Genomic DNA, 22,521 nt, shown 5'->3' with positions numbered 1-22,521 from the left:
ATGCCCAGAACCCTTGTCATTGTCGAGTCGCCCGCCAAAGCCCGCACCATCGAGAAGTACCTCGGAAAGGGGTACGCGGTGGAGTCTTCCATCGGGCACATCCGCGACCTGCCGAAAAGTGCGGCGGACATCCCGGAAAAGTACAGGGGCAAGGCCTGGGCCCGCCTGGGCCTGGACGTCGAGCATGACTTCCAGCCGCTGTACGTCGTGTCGCCCGAGAAGAAGGCGCACGTGGCGAAACTGCGCAAGATGGCGGCCGAGGCCGACGAGATCATCCTGGCGACCGACGATGACCGCGAGGGCGAGAGCATCGCGTGGCACCTGTTTCAGGAACTGAAACCGAAGGTGCCGGTCAAGCGGATGGTGTTCCACGAGATCACCAGGGAAGCCATTCAGGCCGCGATTGCCGCGCCGCGTCAGATCGACACGAACCTCGTGGAGGCGCAGGAGGCCCGCCGCGCCCTGGACCGCCTGTACGGGTACGAGGTCAGCCCGGTCCTGTGGAAGAAGGTCAAGCCGAAACTCTCGGCGGGCCGCGTGCAGAGCGTGGCGACCCGCATGCTGGTGGAACGCGAACGCGAACGCATGCGCTTTGTCAGTGCGTCGTGGTGGGACCTGCTGGTCACCGGGAAGACGGCGGACGCGCAGACCTTCCCGGCCCGCCTGACCGACGTGTCCGGCCCCGACGGACAGATGCAGAAGCTGGCGCTGGGCCGCGACTTCGACCCGCTGACCGGGCGGCTGAAGAGCGGCGTGACGGCCCGCCTGCTGACCGAGGCCGAGGCCCGCGCCCTGGCCGACGGCCTGACCGGTCAGCCCCTGACCGTCACGAGTGCCGAGGAGAAACCCTTCACGCAGCGGCCGTACCCGCCGTTCATCACCTCCACGTTGCAGCAGGAGGGAAGCCGCAAGCTGGGCTTCGCCGCCACGCGCACCATGCGGGCCGCGCAGCGCCTGTACGAGCAGGGCTACATCACGTACATGCGTACCGACAGCACCAACCTGAGCACCGAGGCAGTCACGGCGGCCCGCACGCAGGTCACGCAGATGTACGGCCCCACTTACCTGTCGCCGCAGCCGCGCGTGTACGCCAAGAAAGCCAAGAACGCCCAGGAGGCCCACGAGGCGATCCGCCCGGCCGGCAGCGCCTTCCGCACGCCCGAGAGCCTGCGGGGCGAACTGAGCGGCGACGAGTGGCGCCTGTACGACCTGATCTGGAAACGCACCGTCGCCTGCCAGATGGCCGACGCACGCGGCCGCAGCCTGCGCGTCCGCCTGGGCGGCCAGACGAGCGCCGGCGAGCAGGTCGCCCTGAGCGCCTCGGGCCGCACCATCGACTTCCCCGGCTTCCTGCGCGCCTACGTGGAGGGCAGCGACGACCCGGGCGCCGCGCTGGAAGACCGCGAGACGCCCCTGCCGCCCCTGAAGGAAGGCGAGCGCGTCACCGCCGACAGCGTCAAACCCGAGGGCCACGACACGCAACCCCCCGCCCGCTACACCGAGGCGTCGCTGGTGCAGGCGCTGGAAGGCGCGGGCATCGGGCGCCCCAGCACGTACGCCAGCATCCTGGGCACCATCCAGGACCGCGGGTACGCCATCAAGAAGGGGCAGGCGCTGGTGCCGTCCTGGACGGCGTTCGCGACCAGTGCGCTGCTGGAACACCACTTCTCCTCGCTGGTGGACTACGACTTCACCGCCCGGATGGAAGAGGACCTCGACGACATCGCGGGTGGCCGCGCCCAGCGCGTGCCGTACCTGCGGCGCTTCTACCTGGGCGACCACGGCGAGGGCATGGCCCTGCGGCCCCTGATCGACCGGCAGATGGGCGAGATCGACGCGCGCAGCATCGCCACCATCAGCGTGCCGCGCCTGGAAGGCACCGGCATCGAGGTCCGCGTGGGCCGCTACGGGCCGTACATGGAACGCGGCGAGCAGAAAGCCAACCTGCCCGAGGACATGGCCCCGGACGAACTGACCGCCGGGAAGGCCGAGGAACTCCTGAGCCGTCCCAGCGGCGAGCGGCCCCTGGGCACCGACCCCGACACGGGTCTGCCCGTCGTGGCCCGCGCCGGACGCTACGGCCCGTACGTGACGCTGGGCGACACGAACCCCCCGGTGCGCAGCGCCAGCCTGTTCCCCACCGACGACCTGGACACCCTGACCCTGGAACGCGCGCTGAAACTCCTGAGCCTGCCCCGGCTGGTCGGCACGAGCGGCGGCGAGGAAGTCTGGGCGCTGAACGGCAAGTTCGGCCCGTACCTCAAGCGCGGCAGCGACAGCCGCAGCCTGACCAGCCACGAGCACCTGTTCGAGGTCGGCATCCAGGAGGCCGAGGCGCTGTTCCTGCAGCCGCGCTTCGGGAAGGGCCGCGTGGCCGCCCCGCCCCTCCAGACCTTCGAACTGGAGGGCCGCGCGCCCATCCTGCTGAAATCCGGCCGTTTCGGCCCGTACCTGACCGACGGCGAACGCAACGCCACCCTGCGCAAGGGCGAGGACGACGGCACCCTGAGCGCCGAACGCGCCCTGGAAATCCTGGAGGAACGCGGCAAGGAACCCAAGAAGAAACCCGGCAAGGCCAGCCCGAAGAAAGCGGCCGCCAAGGCCCCGGCCAGGGCAGGTGCGAAGAAGCCCGCCACCAGCAAGGCCAGCACCAGCAAGGCCAGCACCGGCAAGACCGCCACCAAGAAACCGGCGACCAATACAGCTGCCAAGAAAGCTGCCGCGCCCGCCAGGGCGACCTTCACCTGGGCGCAACTCAAGGCCCACCTGGGCGTCCTGAGCAGCCAGGAACAGCAACTCGTGACCGCCACCCGCGAACAGGGCCGCAAGGTCGAAGAGGTGGCGCCCGAACTGGGCCTGGACGTCAAGAAGGCCAAGGGGATGGCCCTGCAGGCCAGCAAGAAACTGAACCAGGCGGCGCGCGGAGAGTAACGTGCCGACCCGCGCCCGCCCCGACACCCCCCAGGCGCTGCACCTGCCCCGGCTGGCGCAGGGCACGCCCGGCGAGTGGGTGCGGCTCCCCGGCGGAAACGTGCGGGTCGTGACCCTGAGCGGCACGCTGACCGGCCCGGCCACGCCCGGCTGGCTGGTGTGCCTGACCGGCGAGGCGGTCGTGGACCTGCCCCTGAACAACTTCGTGCGCCTGCGCCCCGGCGAGGGCTACCACGTGACCCCGCAGCAGCCCTGGACCGCCTTCGGGACCCGCGACGGCACCACGCTGCTCCTGAGCGCCGCGGAGTCCGGGTGACCCGCCCCGTTCCGCACACCCGCGCCGAGTACCCGTACCACCACCCCACCCCGACCCGCTGGGCGGACAACGACGTGTACGGGCACGTGAACAACGTGACGTACTACGCGTACTTCGACACGGCCGTGAACGCCTACCTCGCCGCCCGGGGGGCGCTGGATATTCACGCGGGCGCGGTGATCGGACTGGTCGTCGAGAGTGGCTGCGCGTACTTCGCGCCCGCCGCGTTCCCCGAACCCCTCAGCGTGGGCCTGCGCGTGGGCCGCCTGGGCCGCAGCAGCGTCCGCTACGAACTGGCCGTGTTCCGCGAAGGGGACGACGCGGCCTGCGCGCAGGGGCATTTCGTGCACGTGTACGTGGACCGCGACACCCGCCGCCCCGCCCCGCTACCGCCCGCCCTGCGCGCCGCGCTGGACGCCCTGCGCCCCGGCTGACGGCCATACAAAAGGCACGCGCCCCGCACGGAAGCTGCGGGGCGCGCTGCGTGGCTCGGTTCAGCGTTTCTTCTTCGCGGCCTTCGCCGCTTCCTTCGCGGCTTTCTGCTCGGCCTTCTGGCGCTCCTGCATCTCGCGGCCCATGTCCTCGAGCAGTTGCGCGCCCTGGGCGTCCACGCTGCGCTGCAACTCCAGCAGGGTCGTGGCGACCATGTTGTGCAGCACCCGCTCGACGGGCGTCCTGATCCACCGGTACATCACGCGGGCGTTCAGGGTCAGGGTCACCTCGGTCCCGCCGGGCATGGGTTTGAACGTCCAGCCCTGCGTGAGCTTCTCCAGCGGCCCCACGTTCCGCACGCTCTCCCAGCCGCCCCGCTGCGGCGCCTGCAACTGCCCGTACTTCGCGGTGAAACTCAGGCCCAGCAGGCGGCGCGTGAACTTGAAGCGCACCAGCGCGTTGTTCGCCAGCCGGGCGTTCTCGCCCTCGTACTCGGCTTTCGCGAGGTTGGGGTCCCACTTGACGCGCCGCCTGGGTTCCAGCGCCAGCCGGTACAGCACGTCCGGACGGGCCCTGACCACGATGGTCTGCTTGATGCTGATGGACTCGGACATAGTAACCGTCACTGTAGCGCGAAGCGGCCCGCACCCGCACCGGGACAGGCCTCTCTGCTCGGCCTGAAAGCGGGTGCAGCCCCCTTCACCCGGAGTCCGGATCAGTCCAGGTAGGCCCGCGCCGGCAGCTGCGACACGCGCAGGTTGAACCGCTCGGCGTACCGCACGCCCGCCAGCCGCCCCACGCCCGCGCGGCCCTCCAGGAACTGCTCTTTCGTCCACTGCCAGCGGTAGAAGTCGTGGTAGTACTCCATCACGCGGCCCGCCACGTCAATGGTGTCCGTGATGTCCACGCTGACCTCCGGGTACGGACTGGCCGGCGCGTGGTACTGGTAGAAGCGCACGGGTTCCCGCCACGCGTCCAGGCGGCGCACGTCCTCACCACTCTCGATGGCGTGGTCGCCACTCAGGTCCGGGGCGGGCGGCATGGCGGCCCCGCCGCCCACCTCGTTCACGATCTTCGGAATGCGGGCCAGCGTGATCGCGTCGAAGGCGATCTTCGCGGTCATGCGGTGATCCGGGTGCGGGTGATCGTCACTCCAGGTGATCACGGCGTTCGGCCGGAACCGCGCGTACAGCCGCGCCAGTTGCAGCGCCTCGCCGCGCCCGCCCGTCATGCGGCTGTCCCCCATGTCGAAGAAGTGATGCTGCGCCCCGATCTGCGCCGCCACCCACGCGCCATGCTCGCGGCGCACCCGCGTGACCTCCGCGTGCGGCGCGTCCCCGAACTGACTGGCCAGTTCGCCCAGCGTCGTCCAGACCAGCATGACCTCGTCGCCACGCGCCGCGTGCTTCGCCAGGGTCCCCATGCACCCGATCTCGTCGTCCGGGTGCGCAAACACAGCCATGATCCGCATGCGCCCCAGCATACGCGCCCGCGCCCGGATGCCTCATACGGACTCCGTCTGTTTCGTTGACAATCCGGAAGGGCGCCGGGTTGCCAACTCCACGTCCGGAACCCGCTTCTCTCCTTCTCTGCGGAGCAGCTCTCCGAGTCGCATCCGCTCGGATTGAACGGCTCTGCAAGCCATTCAATCGGAGTCCGTTTCAGCGCAGGAAGCGGATGCTCAGCGGGTACCGGTAAGGCTGCCCCGCACTGACCCGCACGACCGCCACGATCATGAACACGAACGGCACCAGCCCCAGCACCGCCATCACCGGCAGGAAGAACAGGAAGAACGCTCCGAACGTCCCCAGGAACGCCAGCGCCCCCAGGTCCGGCGTGCCCGCCGCCGCCCCCACCGCCCCACCGATCAGGCCCGCGCTGAACAGAATGAACGCCAGCACCCCCACCACCAGTCCGTACAGCCAGAAACTCAGCTGGAAGTTCAGGGCTTCCTTGCCCTGCTCGTCCAGCGCACCACTCCGGTCCCGGAACGCCAGCCACGCCACCAGCGGCCCCAGCACGTTCCCCAGCGTCGGCAGCAGCAGGCCCGCCAGCGGCGACAGGTGCGTGATGATCGCCGGAGTGCGGTCGGGTTCCGGAATGACAGGCAGGGAACGGCTCATGCTTGACAGTACGCCCCGCGCCTCCCTACAGTTCCCGGACAATGACCCGCCCCCGCCCCGCCCCCCGCAAGTCCCCCGCCCAGAAAGCGCAGGACGCCGCGCGCGACCGCCAGGCCCTCCCGGCCGGCATCCAGCCCGCGCAACCCGTGGTGGGCGACCACGTCGAACTGTACAGCGACGGCGCCTGCGACACCCAGGCCGGCCACGGCGGCTGGGCCACCATCCTCAACTGCAAGGGCCGCGAACTCGTCCTCAGCGGGAACGAGGAAGGCACCACCAACAACCGCATGGAACTGCGCGGCCTGCTCGAGGGCCTGAAAGTCCTCAAACGCCCCTGCCACGTCACCGTCGTCACCGACAGCCAGTACCTCCGCAAGGCCTTCACGGACGGCTGGATCCTGAACTGGCAACGCAACGGCTGGAAAACCGCCGCCAAGGACCCCGTGAAAAACCAGGACCTCTGGGAAGAACTGATCGCGCAAGCCAGAACGCACGCCCTGACCTTCGTGTGGGTCAAGGGCCATGCCGGGCACGGCGAGAACGAACGCGTCGACGAACTCGCCGTGCAGGAACGCAAGAAACTCCGGCAGAAGTAGCTCAGCGCGTGAGCGCGCAGCGGGAGCGGCGCAGCATGCCCGGCAGGGTAGTGGTGAGGGGCGCGGGGGTGTATCGGCCAGTGTGCGGATTCGCGGCGGTGGGCGCTGCCCTACGCTGGGCGTATGACCCTGCCGCCTGCTGACTCCCTGCCCGACCCGCCCGTCCTGTCGGACGCGGCCCGCTGGCGGACGTTCCTGTGGCTGTGGGGGTCGCAGGCGCTGAGTGTGCTGGGGGGCGGCCTGAGTGCGTTTGCCATGAACATCTACCTGACGCAGTCGCGTTTTCCGCTGGAGGCGCAGAAGCCGGAGCTGGCGGCGGCGCTGGCCCTGACCGGGCTGGGGTGGGGCGCGGCGGCGATTCTGGGGGCGCCGCTGGCGGGGGCGCTGGCGGACCGCTGGAACCGGCGGCGCATGATGATCACCTGCGACCTGCTGGGGGCGCTGCTGCTGGCGCTGGGCGTGCTGATGGTCACGCTGGGCACGCCGCCCGTGTGGCTGCTGACGCTGTTCACGGCTGCGCTGGGTCTGGTGGGTACGTTTCACGGGTCGGCGTTCGACACGAGTTACTCGTCGCTGGTCACGCGCGACCGCCTGCCGCGCGCGAACGGCCTGATGCAGACCCTCTGGAGTCTGTCTGGGCTGCTCAGTCCGGCGCTGGCGGCGCTGCTGATCGGACTGCCGGCCCTGGCGCGGCAGGGAGAGGGGCCGGGCGTGCTGGCGGGAGCGCTGGCGGGCCTGCCGGACGGCGTGCCGCTGGCGCTGGGCATCGACGCGGCGTCGTTCCTGCTGGCGGCGGCGGTGGTGTCGCGCCTGCACTGGCCGCAACCGCCCCGCCGGGACGGGGGGCGCGGCCGGCCCTCGCTGGCGCAGGACATGCGTTTCGGGTGGTCGTTCATCGGGCGGCGGCCCGCGCTGCTGCACCTGCTGCTGACCTTCGCGGGCGTGAACCTGCTCACCAGCGGCGTGGGCGTCCTGCATCCGCTGCTGGTACGGTTCACGCTGGGCACCCCCGCCGACGGGACCGGCGCGGCCCTGGCGACCCTCTGGACGGCCCTGAGTGCCGGGGGGCTGCTGGGCGGCCTGCTGGTCAGCGTGACGGGCGGCCTGAAGCGGCGGCGGGTGCTGGGCGTGCTGCTGCCCATGATCGCCGCCGGAACCGCGCAGGCCCTGAGCGGCGTGGCGGGCAGCCTGCCCCTGACGGCCGCGTGCGTGCTGTCGTTCGGGGTGATGACGCCGATCATGAACGCGCACTCGCAGAGCATCTGGCAGGCGCAGGTCTCGCCGGAACTGCAGGGCCGGGTGTTCAGCGTGCGCCGCCTGATCGCGCAGTTCACCGCGCCCCTCAGTACCGCGCTGGCCGGGCTGCTCGCCGCGCGGGTGGGGGCCGGGTCGATCCTGCTGTGGTCCGGAGTGCTGATGGCCGTCCTGGCGACCGCGCAACTCCTGAACCCGCACCTGCGCCGCGTGGAGGACCCGCTGCCCGAAGCGCCGCCCCTCACGGCCTGAATCCGGCAGCAGTGGGGGGACGCCACCGGTCGGCGTCCCCCTTCATGGTTCGTGCGTCATACGGATTCCGTCTGCTTCGTTAGCAACCCAGGACAGCACCGGGTTGCCAACTCCACGCCCGGAACCCGTTTCTCTCCTGCTCGCGTCCGCTCGGATGGAACGGTTTTTGCAAACCATTCCATCGGAGTCCGTATCAGCCCTGCCGGTCGAGCCACCCGGCCAGCCACGGCAGTTTCGTCTGCACCTTCTCTCGCAGGCCGTTCCAGTAACGGTGGGACCAGCCTTCGAGGTTGCGCTGCTTGCCGCGCGCGACGGCCAGGGCTCCCTCGGGCACGTCGTCGTGGACGGTGCTGCCGCCCGCGATGAACGCGGCGTCCCCGATCACGCGGGGCGCGACGATGGTGGAGTTACTGCCGATGAACACACCCGCCCCGATGCGGCTGGGGTGTTTGTTCACCCCGTCGAAGTTCGCGATGATGGTCCCGGCCCCCACGTTCGTCTCGTCGCCGATGCTCACGTCACCCAGGTACGCGAGGTGCCCGGCCTTCACGCCCTGCGCGAGACGGGCGTTCTTGGTTTCCACGAAGTTCCCGATGTGCACCGCCTCGCCCAGCACGGTGCCGGGGCGCAGGCGCGCGAACGGCCCCACGTCACTGCGCGCACCCACCTGCGCGCCTTCCAGCACGCTGTGCGGCTTCACGACCACGCCCTCAGCCAGCACGCTGTCCGTGACGACCGAGTACGCGCCGATCTGGGCGCCGTCCGCGACGCGCGTGTCGCCGCGCAGGATCACGCCGGGTTCCAGGGTCACGTCGCGGCCCAGCACGACCGTGTCCTCGATGTACACCGTTTCCGGCATGTGGATGGTCACCCCGGCCCGCATGTGCGCCTGCGTGATGCGCGCCCGGATGATGTTCTCCGCCTCGGCCAGCCCCGTGCGGTCGTTGGCGCCCATGACCTCGTCCGGGTCGGTCAGGCGGAAGGCGTGCGCCTCGGCACCCTCGGCGCGGTACAGGCCCAGCAGGTCCGTCAGGTAGTACTCGCCGCTGGCGTTCTCGTTCGTGATGCGGTGGGCCAGTTCGTTCGCGCGGGCGTCCATCAGGTACACCCCGGAGTTGAATTCCTGCACGGCGCGTTCCTCGGGCGTGGCGTCCTTCTGCTCCACGATGCGTTCCACGTTCCCCTGCGCGTCCCGGATGATCCGGCCGTACCCGGTCGCGTCCGGCAGCACGCCGGTCAGGACCGTGAAGGCCCCGCCCCGCGTGCGGTGGTCGGCCAGCAGGTCGCGGAGCGTCTCGGTGCGCAGCAGCGGCGTGTCGCCGTACAGGACCAGCACGTCCGCGTTCTCGTGGTCGTCCAGGGCGTCCATGCCCGCCAGGAAGGCGTTCCCGGTGCCCAGCTGCTGCTCCTGCCGCGCGAACACCACGCCGCTGCCGGCCAGGGCCGCCTCGACCGCCCCGGCGCCGTGTCCGGTCACGACGACCACGTTCCGCGCGCCGAGTTCCTGCGCGGCCTTCACGGCCCACGCGACCATCGGGCGGCCCGCGACCGGGTGCAGCACCTTGGGCAGCGAGGATTTCATGCGCGTTCCCTGACCGGCGGCCAGGATCACCACGTCCAGCGGACGGTTCGTATCAGTCATACCGCCCCGAAGTGTACCAGCGCCCTGTCGCGCGCGCCGTCAGGGCAGGGCCGCCTGCCACGGCAGCGGGGCCACCACGCGCTTGACGTGGCGGCCCCGGCAGGTGGGCCCCGGCAGGTGCGTGGATCAGGAAGGCTTGAGGGTCGAATCCGGCGCGGGCGCCGCCGGGACGCCCTGACGGCGCAGGCGCACCAAGAAGTAGATGCTGGCCAGGATCAGCGGAATGCTGATCAGCTGCGTTTCCGTGAACAGGCCGATGCCCGCCTTGTCGAGACCCTGGCTGAGGTACACGTCCGGCAGCAGCGGGTTCAGGCGGAAGGTCTCCTCCCACCCGGCACGCAGGATGGAGTACCACAGCCAGAACTGCCAGAACGCCCAGCCGGGAATGCGGCTGCGCAGCCAGAAGTACGACGCGACCGACAGGATCACGCCGATGATCACGCCGTACATCTGCGTGTAGTGCACGGGCGCCGTCATGACGAGCTGCCCGCCGATCTGCTGGCAGTACTGCGAGAGGTCCAGATCCGGATTGGGATTCCGGATGCACATGCCCTCGTGGAATGCGCGGGCGCTGTCCGGCCAGCGGTACCCGACGGCCCAGCCGGTCACGCGGCCCACGGTGTCCGTGCCGTTCATGATGTTCCCGATGCGCCCGCCGATGATCCCGAACGCCACGCCGGGCACGCACAGGTCCGCGTAGCGGTAGAAGTCCATGCCCTTGCGCCGCGCGTAGTACAGCATGACCAGAATCCCGCCGATCAGGCCGCCGTGAATGCTGATGCCGCCCTGCCGGAGGTTGATGATGTCCAGCAGCACGCGCGGGAAAGGAATGTTCTCGAACTGATGCCAGGAGGTCGCCACGAACACGATCCGCGCGCCCACCAGCCCCCAGATGATCATCCAGAGAATCATGTCGTTGAACAGGTCCACGTTCAGGCCGCGTTCGCGCGCCATTTTCGTGCCGACCCACACGCCCGCCACGATGCCGAGCGTGATCAGCACGCCGTACCAGGCAATCGTGAAACTGCCTATCTGAAGAAATACAGGATCCATATGTGCCTCGCAGTCTAGGGCTTTCTGCCGGGCGGGGTTCGGGCCGACGCGCCCGGCATCTGCCCGGCATGAAGAGGCGCGTCCGGCTGCTGCGAGCCTGAACGCGCCAGGGAGAGGGGGCGGTGGGGATTACAGACCCAGGGCGGGCGTCTCGTCGGTGCTCTCCTCGATGGGCGGCAGGCGGAACGCGCGGGACAGGACCACGCCCAGTTCGTACAGCACGTACAGCGGCACGGCCACGATCAGCATGCTCGTGGGGTCCGGGGTGGGCGTGATGATCGCGGCGAACACCATGATCACGACCAGCGCGACCCGCCAGCCCTTGCGCAGCAGCACGTGGTTCACGATGCCGATGCGGGTCAGGATCACGGCCAGGATCGGTAGTTCGAACGACAGGCCGAACGCCACCAGGAAGGTCGTGACCGTCCCGATGTAACTGCCCAGACTGAGGATCGGTGTGACCGCGCCGTTCAGGAAGTCCAGCAGGAAGCGCACCATGGTCGGCAGGACCAGCGTGTACCCGAAGATCGCGCCCACGATGAACGAGAAGCCCGCCCCGATGATGAACGGCAGCGCCCAGCGGCGCTCGTGGTCGTACAGGCCCGGCGCGATGAACGCCCACACCTGCGACAGGATGAACGGCAGCGCGATCGCCAGTCCCGCCCAGAACGAGAGGTTCAGGCTCAGGATGAACTGATCGGTCAGGTTCAGCGTGACCAGCTGCACCTTGTCCTGCTGGTACAGCACCGAGGCGTTCAGGGGCACCTTCACCAGTTCCAGCAGTTGCAGACGGTACTGGAACGCGGCAATCATGCCGATCACCAGGAAGACCGCGCTGATCACGATGCGTTTACGCAGTTCCTCGAGGTGGTCGAACAGCGGCGCGCTTTTCAGGTTGGCGTTCGGATCGGCGGTCATGGTCCGGTCCTCAGTTGCGCCGTTCGGTGACGGGCGCGGCCTGCTCGGTGACGATGGGCGCGCCCGTCACGGGATCCAGCTGACGCGAGGCGACGTCCGTGACGGGCGCGACCGGCTCGTGCGTTTCCTTCTTGAATTCCTTGATGCCCTGCCCGAGGCCCTTGCCGAGTTCCGGGAGTTTGCGGGCGCCGAAGATCAGGGCGATGACGACAACGATCAGGATGATTTCGAGGGGTCCCATGATGTGGCTCCTTGCGGGCCGGGCTGCTGCGCGGCCACGGGGTGAATAGAGGTCGGGGGGGTGGGAGGGAGGTCCGGGTTCCGGCCGGGGGGCCGGACGGGAACGCTTCTGACATGAAGGTATGCGATGGCGCCGGAATCGGATCAGGCGCAGCTCACCTATCAAACCTTAATGGGGGCCGGTCAGCGGAGCGTGAAAGCCGTGCAGGGCGGAGCGTGTGGTTGGCGTCAGATGCTCCAGCCGCCGTCCACGAGCAGTTCCTGCCCCGTCATGTACGCGGCTTCCTTTGAGGCCAGGAACGCCACGGCCGCCGCGACCTCGTTCGGCTCCCCGAAGCGCCGGGCCGGGATGCGCGCCGCGAGCTTCTTCGCGTCCTGCGGGTCGGCGTGCAGCTGCCGCAGGCGCTCGGTGGCGGTGTAGCCGGGCGCGACCGTGTTGCAGGTCACGCCGTCGGCCGCGACCTCCAGCGCCAGGGTCCGCAGGTAGTTGGTCACCCCGGCCCGCAACGCGTTGCTGACCGGCAGGGTGGGGGAGGGCCGGCCCACCGTCAGGCTGGTGACGGCGATCACCCGCCCCCACCCGCGCGCACGCATGGCCGGCACGGTCGCGTTCGCCAGCCGCACGGTACTCATGAAGGTCGTCTGGAAGCCCTGCGCCCAGGCGTCCTCGCTGACGCCGCTGGGCAGTCCGGCCGCCGGGCCGCCCGCGTTGCTGACCAGGATGTCCACGTCACCGGCCGCCGCCACGGCCGCCTGCACGCCCTCCGGGGTGCTGACATCCGCGACCACCCAGCGCGCCCCGATCGCGTCGGCGGCGCGTTTCAGGGCGTCCTCGCCGCGCGCCGCGACCGTCACGTGCGCCCCCATGCGGATCAGGTCGTGCGCCGCCGCCAGCCCGATGCCCTTACTGCCACCCGTCACCAGCGCGCGCCTGCCGTCCAGTCGAAACAGCGTCATGCCCACCAGGGTACACCCGCCCCCCACGCGCCCGCCGGGCACGCGTTACCCTGCCCGCCATGACCCACCCCGATGCCCATCCCGCTCCCAACCCACCGGCCGCGCTGATCGTGGTCGCGACGCCCGGCGAGGCCGCGCACCTGAGCGGCCTGACCGACACGTACCGTCAGAGGCTGCGCGTGCAGGTCACGGTGAGCGGCGTGGGGCCGGTCGCGGCGGCCCTCGCCACGCAACGTGCCCTGCTGGCCGCCCCGTACGCCCTGGCGATCAGCGCCGGGATCGGCGGCGCGTACCCCGCCTCGGGCCTCGCGCCGGGCGACCTGGCGGTGTCCAGCCGCATCATCCAGGCGGACCTGGGCGCCTGGGACGACGGGCAGTTCCTGAACTTCACGGCGCTGGGCCTGTCCGCCCTGCCCCCCGCGCCCGAGGGGGCCGGTCCTCCTGCCGACCCGGCCGTGACTGCCGGGGACTTCCCCGCCTGGGTGCGGGCCGCGCAGGTCGCGGCGCGCGCCGGGGCGCGGCTGGGACCGCTGCTGACGCTGGGCAGCGTCACGGGCGATCACCGGGCCGCGCGGCACCTGGAAGCCCGACACCCCGGCGCCCTCACCGAGGGCATGGAGGGGGCCGGGGTGGCGCACGCCGCGCTGCTCGCGGGCGTTCCCAGCCTGGAGGTGCGCGGCGTGAGCAACCCCGTCGGTCCCCGCGACCGCGCCGCGTGGCGCATCCCGCAGGCCCTCGCCGCCACCCGCCGGGGCGTGGAGGCCGCCCTGCTGACCCTGCTGGACTGAAGCGCGCCGCCCCCGGTCCAGCGGGGCGGCGCAAGGTCGGCCAGTCCGTATCATACGGACTCCGATTGAATGGGCTACAAAGACTATTCAATCCGAGCGGATGCGACTCGGAGAGCTGCTCCGCAGAGAAGGAGCTGGGCGGGTTCCGGATGTGCAGCTGGCAATCCGGTGAACTTCCGGATTGTCGGCGAAACAAACGGAATCCGTATCAGTTGGGATTCATCAGGGACTGGATGGGCGTCACCTGCGCGGGGAAGTTCACGGTCACGTTCACGGTCGTCCCGGCGGGCGTGGCGGGGTCCACGTTGATCCAGTGGCTCGCCAGGACCGGCGGGTTCGGCTGCGGGTCGATGGCGCGCACCAGAACCCGCCCCCTCGCGGGCACGAACGCGCACCAGCTTTCCGGCGCGGCCGTGAACGCCCGCACGGGCAGCACGCTCTGCAGGGTCAGGTCGTCTGGGGTGGCCCAGTACTCGATCAGCAGGCTGGCCTGCGTGCGGCCCAGGTCGCCCTTCGCGACGTCCAGCTGGATCTCCACGGCGTCCGCGTGTCCGGGGACGAGGTTCATCCAGCCCGGCACGACCAGGCGACCACTGCTGGCACTCTTGAACTGCTGCGGGGCGGGATCAGTCATGCCCGACAGAGTAGCGTCTCCCGGTCCCCGCCGTGGACACCGCCGCGGTCCCCCGCGCCCCCCCGCGGAACGGGAAGCGGCCACCGGAGGCCGGTGTCAGCCGCGCAGCGCCGTGCGCAGGATGGCCTGCACGGCCAGGAAGCCCACCACGAAGAACAGCAGCGGCGTGAGGTTCACGCTGAGTTCCGAATCCTTCTCTGGTTCCAGGGGGTTCTGACGGCGGTACTTGATCATGCCTCCCAGCCTACGGCACCCCGGCCCCACGCGTTCCCGGCGGTCTTAAGCGACACTTGTGACTCCTGGCGCGGCCGCTCCGTCCGGCCCAGGCGACCCCCCTGTGAGCGGCGGCATTGCGTCCCCTGTCCGCGCGGGGTAGAACTGCGCCCGTGACCCCCGCCACTGAACCGTCCGCCACCGCGTCCGCCGACACCGCGCTGCCCGGCACGATGCGCGCCCTGAGCAAACTGCACGCCCAGCCGGGCATCTGGATGACCGAGGAACCCGTTCCCACCCCCGGCCCGAACGACCTGCTGATCCGCGTGCGCAAGGGCAGCATCTGCGGCACGGACGTCCACATCTACAAGTGGGACGAGTGGGCGCAGAAGACCATCCCGGTCCCCATGGTCGTGGGACACGAGTACGTCGGGACGGTCGCCGCCATCGGCAGCGAGGTCCGCGGGTTCCAGATCGGGGACCGCGTCAGTGGCGAGGGGCACGTCACCTGCGGCCACTGCCGCAACTGCCGCGCCGGCCGCCGCCACCTGTGCCGCAACACCCTGGGCGTCGGCGTGAACCGCCCCGGCTCCTTCGCGGAGTACCTCGTGCTGCCCGCCTTCAACGCCTTCAAACTCCCGGACGACATTCCCGATGACATCGCCGCGATCTTCGACCCGTTCGGGAACGCCGTGCACACCGCCCTGAGCTTCGACCTGGTGGGCGAGGACGTCCTGATCACGGGCGCCGGACCCATCGGCGTGATGGCCGCCGCCGTCGCCCGGCATGTCGGGGCGCGCAACGTCGTCATCACCGACATCAACGACTACCGCCTGGATCTCGCCCGCCGGATGGGCGTCACCCGCGCCGTGAATGTCGCCCACGAGGACCTGCGCGCCGTCATGACGGAACTCGGCATGACCGAGGGCTTCGACGTCGGCCTGGAGATGAGCGGGTCGGGCCCCGCGTTCGCGCAGATGGTGGACGTCATGAACAACGGCGGCAAGATCGCCCTGCTCGGTATCCCCGCTGGCCGCGTCGACATCGACTGGAACGGCGTCATCTTCAAGATGCTGACCATCAAGGGCATCTACGGCCGCGAGATGTTCGAAACCTGGTACAAGATGGCGGCCCTCATCCAGTCCGGCCTGGACCTGAGCCCCATCATCACCCACCACTACCCCATTCAGGACTACCAGCAGGGCTTCGACGCCATGCTCGGCGGCCAGAGCGGCAAGGTCATCCTGAACTGGGAGTAACGGGCGCAGGAGGCAGGAGGCGGGGCGCGGTGACCAGCTTTTGCCCGCGCATTGCCTCCCGCGCACCACTTTCCCTTCGCCATCTGGCGGATGCTTCCCGTTCCCCCCGTGCGGCATGCTGCGGGGCATGAGCGTTCCCGTGCAGGTGTGGTGGCCCGGTGATCCGGGTGCCTTCGCCTGCTGACGTTCATCGTCGCGCCGCGCCCGGATTCAGTGTCCGGGCGCGGCTTTTTTGGGTCTCTCGTGGAGGTCGGATGATGAAGACAGCAGATGGAGTAGGGGAGAGGCCGCGCGTGCTGACCGGGGATCGCCCGACGGGTCGGCTGCACCTGGGGCACCTGGCGGGGTCGCTGCGGTCGCGGGTGGCGCTTCAGGACTCGCATGAGGTGTTCGTGCTGGTCGCGGACGTGCAGGGCCTGACGGATCACTTCGATAGACCGGAGGTGCTGCGCCGCAACGTCCCGGAGGTGATGCTGGATTACCTGGGCGCGGGGCTGGACCCGGCGCGGGTGACGTTCGTGCGGCAGTCGGGCGTGCCGGAACTGACCGAACTGACCGTGTACCTGCTGAACCTCGTGACCGTGTCGAAGCTGCGGCAGAACCCGACCGTGAAGACCGAGATCGCGCAGAAGGGCTTCGGCGAGGCGGTCCCGGCGGGGTTCTTCATCTACCCGGCGGCGCAGGTGGCGGACATCACGGCGTTCGGCGCGCAGGTCGTGCCGGTGGGCGAGGATCAGTTGCCCATGCTGGAACTGACGCGCGAGGTGGTGCGGCGCTTCAACGGACTGTACGGGCCAGCCGCCGACGGGACGGACGTGCTGGTGGAGCCGCAGGCGCTGCTCTCGGCGTCGCCGCGCCTGCCGGGTCTGGACGGGCAGGCAAAGATGGGCAAGAGCCTCGGCAACGCCGCGTACCTGAGCGACCCGCCCGACGAACTGCGGGAAAAGGTGATGGGCATGTTCACGGACCCGGCGCACCTGCGCGCCAGTGACCCCGGACAGGTGGAGGGGAACCCGGTCTTCGCGTACCTGGACGCCTTCGACCCGGACCCGGCGCGCGTGCAGGCCCTGAAGGACCACTACCGCGCCGGGGGCCTGGGCGACGTGACCGTCAAACGGCACCTGCTGGACGTGCTGGACGCCGAACTGACCCCCATCCGCGAACGCCGCGCCGCGTACGCGCAGGACCCGCAGGCGGTCATGACGTTGCTGCGCGAGGGAACGCAGCGGGGCCGCGAGGTCGCCGCGCACACGCTGGCGCAGGTGCGGGCCGCGCTGCACCTGGCGGAGTAGGCAGCCCGGCTGCAGCAGGGAGGGAGCGGGGAGTGGATGGGGGGCCACTCCCCGCTCCCCCTGCCCCCCACCGTGTGCTCCCGTGCCTACTTTTCCTGAGTGTGGTCGTGTTAACCTGCTTGCTGGAGGCCCGGCACCCGGTCCTGGCGGCGTGACGGCCGCCGTGGGAGTCTGGTGGGTGCCGAGGCGATAAACGACTCATGGACTACTACGAACTGCTGGGCGTGGCCCGTACGGCAAGTGCCGATGAAATCAAATCCGCTTACCGCAAACTGGCGTTGAAGTACCACCCGGACCGCAACAAGGAAGAGGGCGCGGCCGAGAAGTTCACGCAGATCAACGAGGCGTACGCGGTTCTCAGTGACGCCGAGAAACGCGCGCACTTCGACCGGTACGGCAGCGCGCCGGGCGCGGGGATGCCGGGCGGCGATCCGTTCGGCGGGATGGGCGGCGCGGGCTTCGACCCGATGGACATCTTCGAGCAGCTGTTCGGCGGCGCGGTGGGCGGCCGGGGTGGCCGCCGTGGCCCGGCGCGCGGGGACGACCTGGAAACCGAGGCGCACGTGACGCTGGCCCAGGCCCGCGCGGGCGAGGAGATTCAGGTCAGCGTGGACCGCCTGACCGCCTGCGATCACTGCCACGGCACGAAAACCGAGCCGGGCGGGAAACCCCCGAAGACCTGCCCCACCTGCGGCGGTGCGGGCGCGGTGCGGGCGCAGGCGCGCACGATCTTCGGCGTGGTTGAGACGCAGCAGGCCTGCCCCACCTGCCGGGGCGAGGGTCAGACCGTTCAGGATCCCTGCACGGTCTGCAAGGGCCGGGGCCGCACCCTGAAGAGCGAGAAGGTCAGCGTGAAGCTCCCCAGGGGGATCGACGAGGGTTACCGCATCCGCGTGAGCGGCATGGGCAACGAGGGTCCGGGCGGGAACGGCGACCTGTACGTGCACATCGAGATGGAGAAACACCCGGAGTTGCGCCGCGAGCAGGAGCACCTGATCCACACGGCGAAGATCGGGTTCGCGAAGGCCGCGCTGGGCGGGCAGGTCACGGTCCCCACCCTGGACGGCCCGCAGGTGGTCGAGGTGAAGGCCGGCACGCAGCACGGCGAACTGCACCGCCTGCGCGGTCAGGGCATGCCGCGCCTCCAGGGGTCCGGCACGGGTGACCTGATCGTCGAGTACGACGTCATCGTGCCGAAACCCGGCCAGCTGACGCCCGAGGCGCGCGAGGCCCTGCACGCCTACGCGCGCGCGGTCGGGGACGAGGTGAACGAGCGGCACGAGGGCCTGCTCGGCAAGGTCGGGAAGATCTTCCGGGGAGAGTAGGCGAAGAGAGTGGATGGTTGAACGTTGATGGTTGATGGAGTCAAGCCCCGTCAACCATCAACGTTCGACCTGCAACCTGAACTCGTCTTTCAGGGCGGCCAGCGCCGCGTGGTGTCCGGCCATGCCGTGAATGCCGCCGCCGGGCGGCGTGGCGCTGGAGCACAGGTACACCCCTTTCACCGGCGTGCGGTAAGGGGTGGGCGTGGGCACCGGGCGGGCCAGCAGGCCGCGCAGGTCGCCGCGCCCGCCGTTCACGTCCCCGCCGTGGAAGACCGGACTGAACGCCTGGAGTTGCGGGGCGGTCGTGCGGGTGCGGGCCAGGATCAGCCCCTCCCAGCCGGGCGCGAAGCGGTCGATCTGCGCCTCGATCTGCGCCCTGACGTCCTGGTCGCGGCCGTTCGGGACGTGCGCGTATGCCCAGAAGGTGTGCCTCCCGGCGGGGGCGCGGCTGGGGTCGAACAGGGTGTGCTGCGCGGCCAGCACGTACGGGCGCGGGTGCAGGCGGGTCTGCGCGGCGGCCTCGGCGGCGGCGATGTCGGCCGCGTGCCCGCCGATGTGCACGGTGGCGGCGCGGGCCACGCGCGGGTCCTGCCAGGGCATCGGGCCGGACAGGGCGTAATCGAACTTCTGGATGCCCGGACCGTAGCGGTAGCCTTCCAGCGCGGCGCGGTAGCGGGCGGGGGCGCGGTCGCCGAGGATGCCCAGCAGCACGGCGGGGCTGCTGTCCACCAGGGTCACGCGGGCGGGCGGGAGGTCGCGGGCGTCCGCGACGGTCACGCCGGTCACGACCGTGCCTCCCAGGTACTCCAGGTAGGCGCGTAGCGCGTCCGCCAGGGCCTGCGCGCCCCCGCGCGGGAATGGCCAGCCGACCGCGTGGCCCAGCAGCGCCAGCACCAGCGTCATGGCGGACGTGCCGGGCGTGCCCAGCGGCAGGGTGCTGTGCGCGGCCAGTCCGGCCCACAGCGCGCGGGCCTCGGGCGTGCGGAACAGGGTGTCTCCCAGCAGCGCGGCGGGCGGCAGGCCCCGCAGCCCGAAGCGGGCCAGGGTCAGCGGGTGCGAGGGCACGCGCGGCAGCGGGCGCAGGATGTCGTCCAGCAGGCCCTCCCAGTCGGCCAGCAGCGGGGCCATCAGGCGCACCCAGGCCGGGCCGTCGCGGCCCAGGGCGTCGGCGGTGGCGTGCAGGTCGCGTTCCAGCGTCACGCTGCGCCCACCCGGCAGCGGGTGCGCCACGGGGGCGTCCGGGTGAACCCAGTCCAGCCCGAAGGCATGCAGCGGCCACTGCCGGAACGCGGGGCTCGCGGCGGCCAGCGGGTGAATGGCCGACCCGAAGTCATGCACGAAGCCGGGCAGGGTCAGGGGCGCGCTGCTCAGGCCGCCCCCGACCCGGTCGTGCGCCTCGATCACCTGCACGCGCAGGCCCGCGCGGGCCAGGGTCACGGCCGCCGACAGGCCGTTCGGTCCGGCCCCGATCACGACGGCGTCCAGCGCGGGGGGCGGTCCTGCGGGGGGAGCAGTCATGCCCGCAGCGTACCGCCCGGCGCGGGCCGTCCCTGTTGAACAGACGTTCATGCGGCGTGGAGCGCGGCGCGGCCCGGTGTTCCCCGCCCGGGCACGCCCCCGCTCCATGACACCCGTGGGGGCGGACGGGTATGCTGCTTGCCGGTCGGTTCCGCGCCGGGAGGCTCTCTCTTCCGGCGGCGTTCACGGGAACCGCGTTGCGTGCCGCCCCACCGCCCCCCCTTTCCTCCGGAGGATCACCCCTTGTCCGTTCCCCACCGCGCCCCGTCCGAACCGCTTCAGAGTCGCCGTTCCCCCCTGCTGGTCTTCGCCGGTCAGAGCAACCGCCGCCTGGCCCAGTCCATCTGCGACCACCTGGGCGTGCCGCTGGGACGCAGCAAGACCGAGAAGTTCACGAACGACAACCTCATCGTGCACTACGAGGAGTCCCTGCGCGAAGGGGACGTGTTCATCGTGCAGACCTTCAGCACGCCCGTCAGTGACGCCATCATGGAACTGATGCTGATGATCGACGCCGCCAAGAGCGCCAGCGCCGGGCGCGTCACCGCCGTGATCCCGTACTACTCGTACGCGCGCAGCGACAAGAAGGACAGCCCCCGCATCTCCATCGCCGGGCGCCTCGTCGCGGACCTGCTGCAGGAGGCGGGCGCGGACCGCATCCTGACCATGACGCTGCACGCCCCGCAGGTCCACGGCTTCTTCAAGGTGCCGGTCGATCACCTCTCGGCGGACCTGGTGCTCAGCCAGCACTTCAAGAAGTGCGTGCCGGACGCGCACAACGGCGTGGTCCTCGCGCCGGATGCCGGCAGCATCAAGCGCGCCAGTCAGATCGCGCGCCGCCTCGACAGCGGCCTGGCCATGATCGACAAGGAACGCATCTCGGACACCGAGGTCCGCCCGCGCGCCCTGATCGGTGACGTGGACGGCAAGACCGTGTTCATCGTCGACGACGAGATCAGCACCGCCGGTTCGCTGGTGGAGACCGTGAACATCGCCCGCAGCATGGGCGCCAAGGACGTGTACGTGGCCGTCACGCACGGCGTGTACACCGGTCCGGCCATCCAGCGCATCGCGGGGCTGGACGTCACGCAGGTCGCCAGCACGAACACCGTGCATGTCAGCGAGGAGAAGATCGAGGCCGCCAACGGCAAGCTGGCCGTGCTGGACGTCGCTCCGCTGTTCGCGGACGCCATCACGAACATCCACACCGGCGCGAGCGTCAGCACCCTGTTCACCTGATCACAGCGGCGGGGAAGGCGGGAAGGCGATCACGCGGTCACCTTCCCGCCTTCCTTGCCGTTTACGGGCTGGCCGGGGCGAACCGGCGGGCGCGTGGCAGGAGCAGCAGCAGCGTGGCGGCCAGGACGGTGACGAGCAGTCCGGCGTGACCGCCGGTCAGGAAGGCCAGCGGGAGGGCGGCGCAGGCGATCAGCGGAAGCAGGGGCGTGCGGGCCTGCCGGGGGCCGCCCAGGATCACCCAGGCGAGGGCCGCGCCGAGCAGGCTGCCGAGGATCTCGGCGAGCAGCAGGGGGAGGTACGCGGTCAGCACGCCGCCGAACGTGAAGCCCAGCGCGAGGCCCAGCAGCGCGCCGCCGAGCGTGAGGGGCGACAGGGGCGTGCGGCGCGTGACGGCCCACAGGGGAATCAGGAGGGCGGCCAGCACGACGGCGAGGCCCTGCATGAGGTGCACCTTGGTGAGGGTCTCGCGGACGCTGCCCTGCGTGAAGACCACGGCGACGTCCTGCGCGGTCACGGCGTTCTTCAGCTGCCAGCGCAGCGTGGCGGGGCCGCCCAGTGCGGGTCGGGTCTGGCTGGTGGGGAACAGCGAGTACCGCTGGAACCTGGCGGGGCGGTCGGCGGTGACGGTCACGTCCAGGTCGCGGATGGCCTCGCGGCGGCTGAGCTGGTAACTCCAGGCGCGGGAGCCCTGGTGCGCGTAGGCGACCTGCACGTCCACGCTGCCCCCGGCGGGCACCTGTCCCTCCCAGACGCTGCCGCTGAGCAGATCGCTGGCGCTGAGCGCCTGTCCGTTCACGGTCAGGGTGAAGCCGCTGAGGGTGCCGCTCCCGCCGGGCAGCGGGAACGCGAAGCGCAGCGTGGCGGGCGTGCCCAGGGGGTTGCGGAAGCGGTAGCTGGCCTGGAAGGCGGCGTGGTAGTACGTGCCGCGCCCCCCGGCGGGCTCCACGAAGCGCAGGTCGGCGCGGACGACGCTGCGGTCGAAGTCCAGCGGACGCTCGGACTGCATGAGCACGGTGCGGGTGTAGCGCAGGCCCGCCGGGGTGCGGGTGAAGGTCTCGCGCAGGTCCTGCACGGTCTCGCCGGGATTGCCCAGGTACGGCAGCAGGCCGTCCAGGCTGTTGTCCACGCGGACGCGCGTGGCGACGTCGCTGGGCAGCAGGAGGCTGCGGGTGTACGTGTGGCTCTCGAGCAGGGCGGCGCTGGGTGCGACCTGCACGGTCTGCCCGCCGTCGGGGTCGGCGGCGTTGGCGTAGCGGGCGCTCTGCTGCGCGGTGATCCGGGCGTCCACGGCGCGGCGCGACACGTTCAGCATGAGCAGCGCCCCTCCCAGCAGCAGCGCGGCCAGTGCCCACCCGCCGAGGTGCGGCGCGCGGGTGGCCAGCCACCCGAGGGCGAGGCGGGCGCGCTCCCGGTCGATCAGGGCGAGGCCCCCGAGGGCCAGCGCGAGCGCGGCCAGCACCAGGGTGGCGGGCAGGGCGAGGTCGAGCAGGGCGCGGAGTGCGCCGAGCAGGGCGGTCAGGGCGGTCTGAACCATATGGC

General features: G+C 70.7%; 22 protein-coding genes. 10 read left to right on the top strand and 12 right to left on the bottom strand.

Features of this window, described 5'->3' with window-relative positions; translation table 11 throughout:
• From topA to ABDZ66_RS11830, 3 genes are read left to right on the top strand one after another with little or no spacing between them, the layout of a single operon-like run.
• Positions 1–2,931, top strand: a complete 2,931-nt coding sequence (gene topA / locus ABDZ66_RS11840; protein ID WP_343759116.1) for a type I DNA topoisomerase — start codon at positions 1–3, stop codon at positions 2,929–2,931.
• Between the two features lies 1 nt (position 2,932).
• The gene (locus ABDZ66_RS11835) at positions 2,933–3,247 is read left to right on the top strand and encodes a hypothetical protein (RefSeq protein ID WP_343759114.1); all 315 of its coding nucleotides are present in this window, start codon (positions 2,933–2,935) and stop codon (positions 3,245–3,247) included.
• Complete coding sequence (locus tag ABDZ66_RS11830; protein WP_343759111.1) at positions 3,244–3,681, top strand: acyl-CoA thioesterase; 438 nt, start codon at positions 3,244–3,246, stop codon at positions 3,679–3,681. The genes ABDZ66_RS11835 and ABDZ66_RS11830 overlap by 4 nt, the downstream gene beginning before the upstream one ends.
• Before the next feature lie 60 nt (positions 3,682–3,741).
• Here ABDZ66_RS11830 and ABDZ66_RS11825 read toward each other — a convergent pair whose 3' ends face one another.
• The 3 genes from ABDZ66_RS11825 to ABDZ66_RS11815 all read right to left on the bottom strand — a co-directional run bounded on the left by ABDZ66_RS11825 (position 3,742) and on the right by ABDZ66_RS11815 (position 5,802).
• Positions 3,742–4,293, bottom strand: coding sequence for an SRPBCC family protein (locus ABDZ66_RS11825; protein WP_343759109.1), 552 nt, complete (start codon positions 4,291–4,293; stop codon positions 3,742–3,744).
• A gap of 101 nt (positions 4,294–4,394) precedes the next feature.
• On the bottom strand, positions 4,395–5,150 hold the full coding sequence (locus ABDZ66_RS11820) for a PIG-L deacetylase family protein (RefSeq protein ID WP_343759107.1): 756 nt from the start codon (positions 5,148–5,150) through the stop codon (positions 4,395–4,397).
• 190 nt (positions 5,151–5,340) lie between these two features.
• Positions 5,341–5,802 (bottom strand): DUF4870 domain-containing protein, encoded by a 462-nt coding sequence (locus ABDZ66_RS11815; RefSeq protein ID WP_343759105.1) that lies wholly within the window; start codon positions 5,800–5,802, stop codon positions 5,341–5,343.
• 41 nt (positions 5,803–5,843) lie between these two features.
• Here ABDZ66_RS11815 and rnhA point away from each other — a divergent pair, with 41 nt between their 5' ends.
• Positions 5,844–6,398: a ribonuclease HI gene (rnhA, locus tag ABDZ66_RS11810; protein WP_425544428.1), complete on the top strand. Its 555-nt coding sequence runs from the start codon at positions 5,844–5,846 to the stop codon at positions 6,396–6,398.
• A 123-nt stretch (positions 6,399–6,521) separates the two neighbouring features.
• On the top strand, positions 6,522–7,904 hold the full coding sequence (locus ABDZ66_RS11805; RefSeq protein ID WP_343759103.1) for an MFS transporter: 1,383 nt from the start codon (positions 6,522–6,524) through the stop codon (positions 7,902–7,904).
• Positions 7,905–8,097: 193 nt separating this feature from the next.
• On the opposite strand, the gene glmU is transcribed toward ABDZ66_RS11805, so the two are convergent.
• The 5 genes from glmU to ABDZ66_RS11780 all read right to left on the bottom strand — a co-directional run bounded on the left by glmU (position 8,098) and on the right by ABDZ66_RS11780 (position 12,714).
• Positions 8,098–9,546: a bifunctional UDP-N-acetylglucosamine diphosphorylase/glucosamine-1-phosphate N-acetyltransferase GlmU gene (gene glmU / locus ABDZ66_RS11800; protein ID WP_343759101.1), complete on the bottom strand. Its 1,449-nt coding sequence runs from the start codon at positions 9,544–9,546 to the stop codon at positions 8,098–8,100.
• Positions 9,547–9,672: 126 nt separating this feature from the next.
• Positions 9,673–10,599, bottom strand: a complete 927-nt coding sequence (locus ABDZ66_RS11795; RefSeq protein ID WP_343759098.1) for a prolipoprotein diacylglyceryl transferase — start codon at positions 10,597–10,599, stop codon at positions 9,673–9,675.
• A gap of 129 nt (positions 10,600–10,728) precedes the next feature.
• Entirely contained in the window at positions 10,729–11,517 is a 789-nt protein-coding gene (tatC, locus tag ABDZ66_RS11790) for a twin-arginine translocase subunit TatC (protein ID WP_343759096.1), read from the bottom strand.
• A gap of 10 nt (positions 11,518–11,527) precedes the next feature.
• Positions 11,528–11,758, bottom strand: a complete 231-nt coding sequence (locus tag ABDZ66_RS11785; RefSeq protein WP_343759093.1) for a twin-arginine translocase TatA/TatE family subunit — start codon at positions 11,756–11,758, stop codon at positions 11,528–11,530.
• Between the two features lie 227 nt (positions 11,759–11,985).
• Complete coding sequence (locus ABDZ66_RS11780) at positions 11,986–12,714, bottom strand: SDR family oxidoreductase (RefSeq protein WP_343759091.1); 729 nt, start codon at positions 12,712–12,714, stop codon at positions 11,986–11,988.
• Between the two features lie 59 nt (positions 12,715–12,773).
• Here ABDZ66_RS11780 and mqnB point away from each other — a divergent pair, with 59 nt between their 5' ends.
• Entirely contained in the window at positions 12,774–13,502 is a 729-nt protein-coding gene (gene mqnB / locus ABDZ66_RS11775; protein ID WP_343759088.1) for a futalosine hydrolase, read from the top strand.
• Positions 13,503–13,710: 208 nt separating this feature from the next.
• Here the strand turns inward: mqnB and ABDZ66_RS11770 are convergent, their stop codons facing one another.
• Both ABDZ66_RS11770 and ABDZ66_RS11765 read right to left on the bottom strand, forming a co-directional pair.
• Complete coding sequence (locus tag ABDZ66_RS11770; RefSeq protein WP_343759086.1) at positions 13,711–14,136, bottom strand: uracil-DNA glycosylase; 426 nt, start codon at positions 14,134–14,136, stop codon at positions 13,711–13,713.
• Positions 14,137–14,232: 96 nt separating this feature from the next.
• Positions 14,233–14,370, bottom strand: a complete 138-nt coding sequence (locus ABDZ66_RS11765; RefSeq protein ID WP_343759084.1) for a hypothetical protein — start codon at positions 14,368–14,370, stop codon at positions 14,233–14,235.
• Positions 14,371–14,582: 212 nt separating this feature from the next.
• Here ABDZ66_RS11765 and tdh point away from each other — a divergent pair, with 212 nt between their 5' ends.
• The 3 genes from tdh to dnaJ all read left to right on the top strand — a co-directional run bounded on the left by tdh (position 14,583) and on the right by dnaJ (position 18,225).
• On the top strand, positions 14,583–15,608 hold the full coding sequence (gene tdh, locus ABDZ66_RS11760; protein WP_343759181.1) for an L-threonine 3-dehydrogenase: 1,026 nt from the start codon (positions 14,583–14,585) through the stop codon (positions 15,606–15,608).
• A gap of 257 nt (positions 15,609–15,865) precedes the next feature.
• Positions 15,866–16,900, top strand: coding sequence for a tryptophan--tRNA ligase (gene trpS, locus ABDZ66_RS11755; protein ID WP_343759082.1), 1,035 nt, complete (start codon positions 15,866–15,868; stop codon positions 16,898–16,900).
• Positions 16,901–17,100: 200 nt separating this feature from the next.
• A complete protein-coding gene (gene dnaJ / locus ABDZ66_RS11750) occupies positions 17,101–18,225 on the top strand; it encodes a molecular chaperone DnaJ (RefSeq protein ID WP_343759080.1) in 1,125 nt (374 codons plus the stop codon).
• A gap of 57 nt (positions 18,226–18,282) precedes the next feature.
• Here dnaJ and ABDZ66_RS11745 read toward each other — a convergent pair whose 3' ends face one another.
• Positions 18,283–19,743 carry a phytoene desaturase family protein gene (locus ABDZ66_RS11745; protein WP_343759078.1) on the bottom strand — a complete coding sequence of 487 codons (1,461 nt, stop codon included), beginning with the start codon at positions 19,741–19,743 and terminating at the stop codon, positions 18,283–18,285.
• Positions 19,744–19,986: 243 nt separating this feature from the next.
• Between ABDZ66_RS11745 and ABDZ66_RS11740 the strand changes: the two genes are divergently transcribed.
• Entirely contained in the window at positions 19,987–20,982 is a 996-nt protein-coding gene (locus ABDZ66_RS11740) for a ribose-phosphate diphosphokinase (protein WP_343759076.1), read from the top strand.
• Positions 20,983–21,043: 61 nt separating this feature from the next.
• Here ABDZ66_RS11740 and ABDZ66_RS11735 read toward each other — a convergent pair whose 3' ends face one another.
• Positions 21,044–22,516 carry a hypothetical protein gene (locus ABDZ66_RS11735; RefSeq protein WP_343759074.1) on the bottom strand — a complete coding sequence of 491 codons (1,473 nt, stop codon included), beginning with the start codon at positions 22,514–22,516 and terminating at the stop codon, positions 21,044–21,046.
• Positions 22,517–22,521: the final 5 nt, after the last annotated feature.

Origin of the sequence: Deinococcus depolymerans, assembly GCF_039522025.1 — a bacterium.
Taxonomy (GTDB): domain Bacteria; phylum Deinococcota; class Deinococci; order Deinococcales; family Deinococcaceae; genus Deinococcus; species Deinococcus depolymerans.
The sequence above is the reverse complement of the archived record's forward strand: the minus strand, read 5'-3'. Positions and strand labels throughout refer to the sequence as shown.

What these genes read in the sequence shown, in the direction of transcription:
- tatC (WP_343759096.1), bottom strand. Translation starts at nt 11,517, where the DNA reads ATGACCGCCGATCCGAACGCCAACCTGAAAAGCGCGCCGCTGTTCGAC.
- ABDZ66_RS11795 (WP_343759098.1), bottom strand. Translation starts at nt 10,599, where the DNA reads ATGGATCCTGTATTTCTTCAGATAGGCAGTTTCACGATTGCCTGGTAC.
- ABDZ66_RS11770 (WP_343759086.1), bottom strand. Translation starts at nt 14,136, where the DNA reads ATGACTGATCCCGCCCCGCAGCAGTTCAAGAGTGCCAGCAGTGGTCGC.
- ABDZ66_RS11735 (WP_343759074.1), bottom strand. Translation starts at nt 22,516, where the DNA reads ATGGTTCAGACCGCCCTGACCGCCCTGCTCGGCGCACTCCGCGCCCTG.
- ABDZ66_RS11780 (WP_343759091.1), bottom strand. Translation starts at nt 12,714, where the DNA reads ATGACGCTGTTTCGACTGGACGGCAGGCGCGCGCTGGTGACGGGTGGC.
- glmU (WP_343759101.1), bottom strand. Translation starts at nt 9,546, where the DNA reads ATGACTGATACGAACCGTCCGCTGGACGTGGTGATCCTGGCCGCCGGT.
- topA (WP_343759116.1), top strand. Translation starts at nt 1, where the DNA reads ATGCCCAGAACCCTTGTCATTGTCGAGTCGCCCGCCAAAGCCCGCACC.
- trpS (WP_343759082.1), top strand. Translation starts at nt 15,866, where the DNA reads ATGAAGACAGCAGATGGAGTAGGGGAGAGGCCGCGCGTGCTGACCGGG.
- ABDZ66_RS11825 (WP_343759109.1), bottom strand. Translation starts at nt 4,293, where the DNA reads ATGTCCGAGTCCATCAGCATCAAGCAGACCATCGTGGTCAGGGCCCGT.
- ABDZ66_RS11785 (WP_343759093.1), bottom strand. Translation starts at nt 11,758, where the DNA reads ATGGGACCCCTCGAAATCATCCTGATCGTTGTCGTCATCGCCCTGATC.
- mqnB (WP_343759088.1), top strand. Translation starts at nt 12,774, where the DNA reads ATGACCCACCCCGATGCCCATCCCGCTCCCAACCCACCGGCCGCGCTG.
- ABDZ66_RS11765 (WP_343759084.1), bottom strand. Translation starts at nt 14,370, where the DNA reads ATGATCAAGTACCGCCGTCAGAACCCCCTGGAACCAGAGAAGGATTCG.
- ABDZ66_RS11745 (WP_343759078.1), bottom strand. Translation starts at nt 19,743, where the DNA reads ATGACTGCTCCCCCCGCAGGACCGCCCCCCGCGCTGGACGCCGTCGTG.
- ABDZ66_RS11805 (WP_343759103.1), top strand. Translation starts at nt 6,522, where the DNA reads ATGACCCTGCCGCCTGCTGACTCCCTGCCCGACCCGCCCGTCCTGTCG.
- ABDZ66_RS11815 (WP_343759105.1), bottom strand. Translation starts at nt 5,802, where the DNA reads ATGAGCCGTTCCCTGCCTGTCATTCCGGAACCCGACCGCACTCCGGCG.
- dnaJ (WP_343759080.1), top strand. Translation starts at nt 17,101, where the DNA reads ATGGACTACTACGAACTGCTGGGCGTGGCCCGTACGGCAAGTGCCGAT.
- ABDZ66_RS11820 (WP_343759107.1), bottom strand. Translation starts at nt 5,150, where the DNA reads ATGCGGATCATGGCTGTGTTTGCGCACCCGGACGACGAGATCGGGTGC.
- tdh (WP_343759181.1), top strand. Translation starts at nt 14,583, where the DNA reads ATGCGCGCCCTGAGCAAACTGCACGCCCAGCCGGGCATCTGGATGACC.
- rnhA (WP_425544428.1), top strand. Translation starts at nt 5,844, where the DNA reads ATGACCCGCCCCCGCCCCGCCCCCCGCAAGTCCCCCGCCCAGAAAGCG.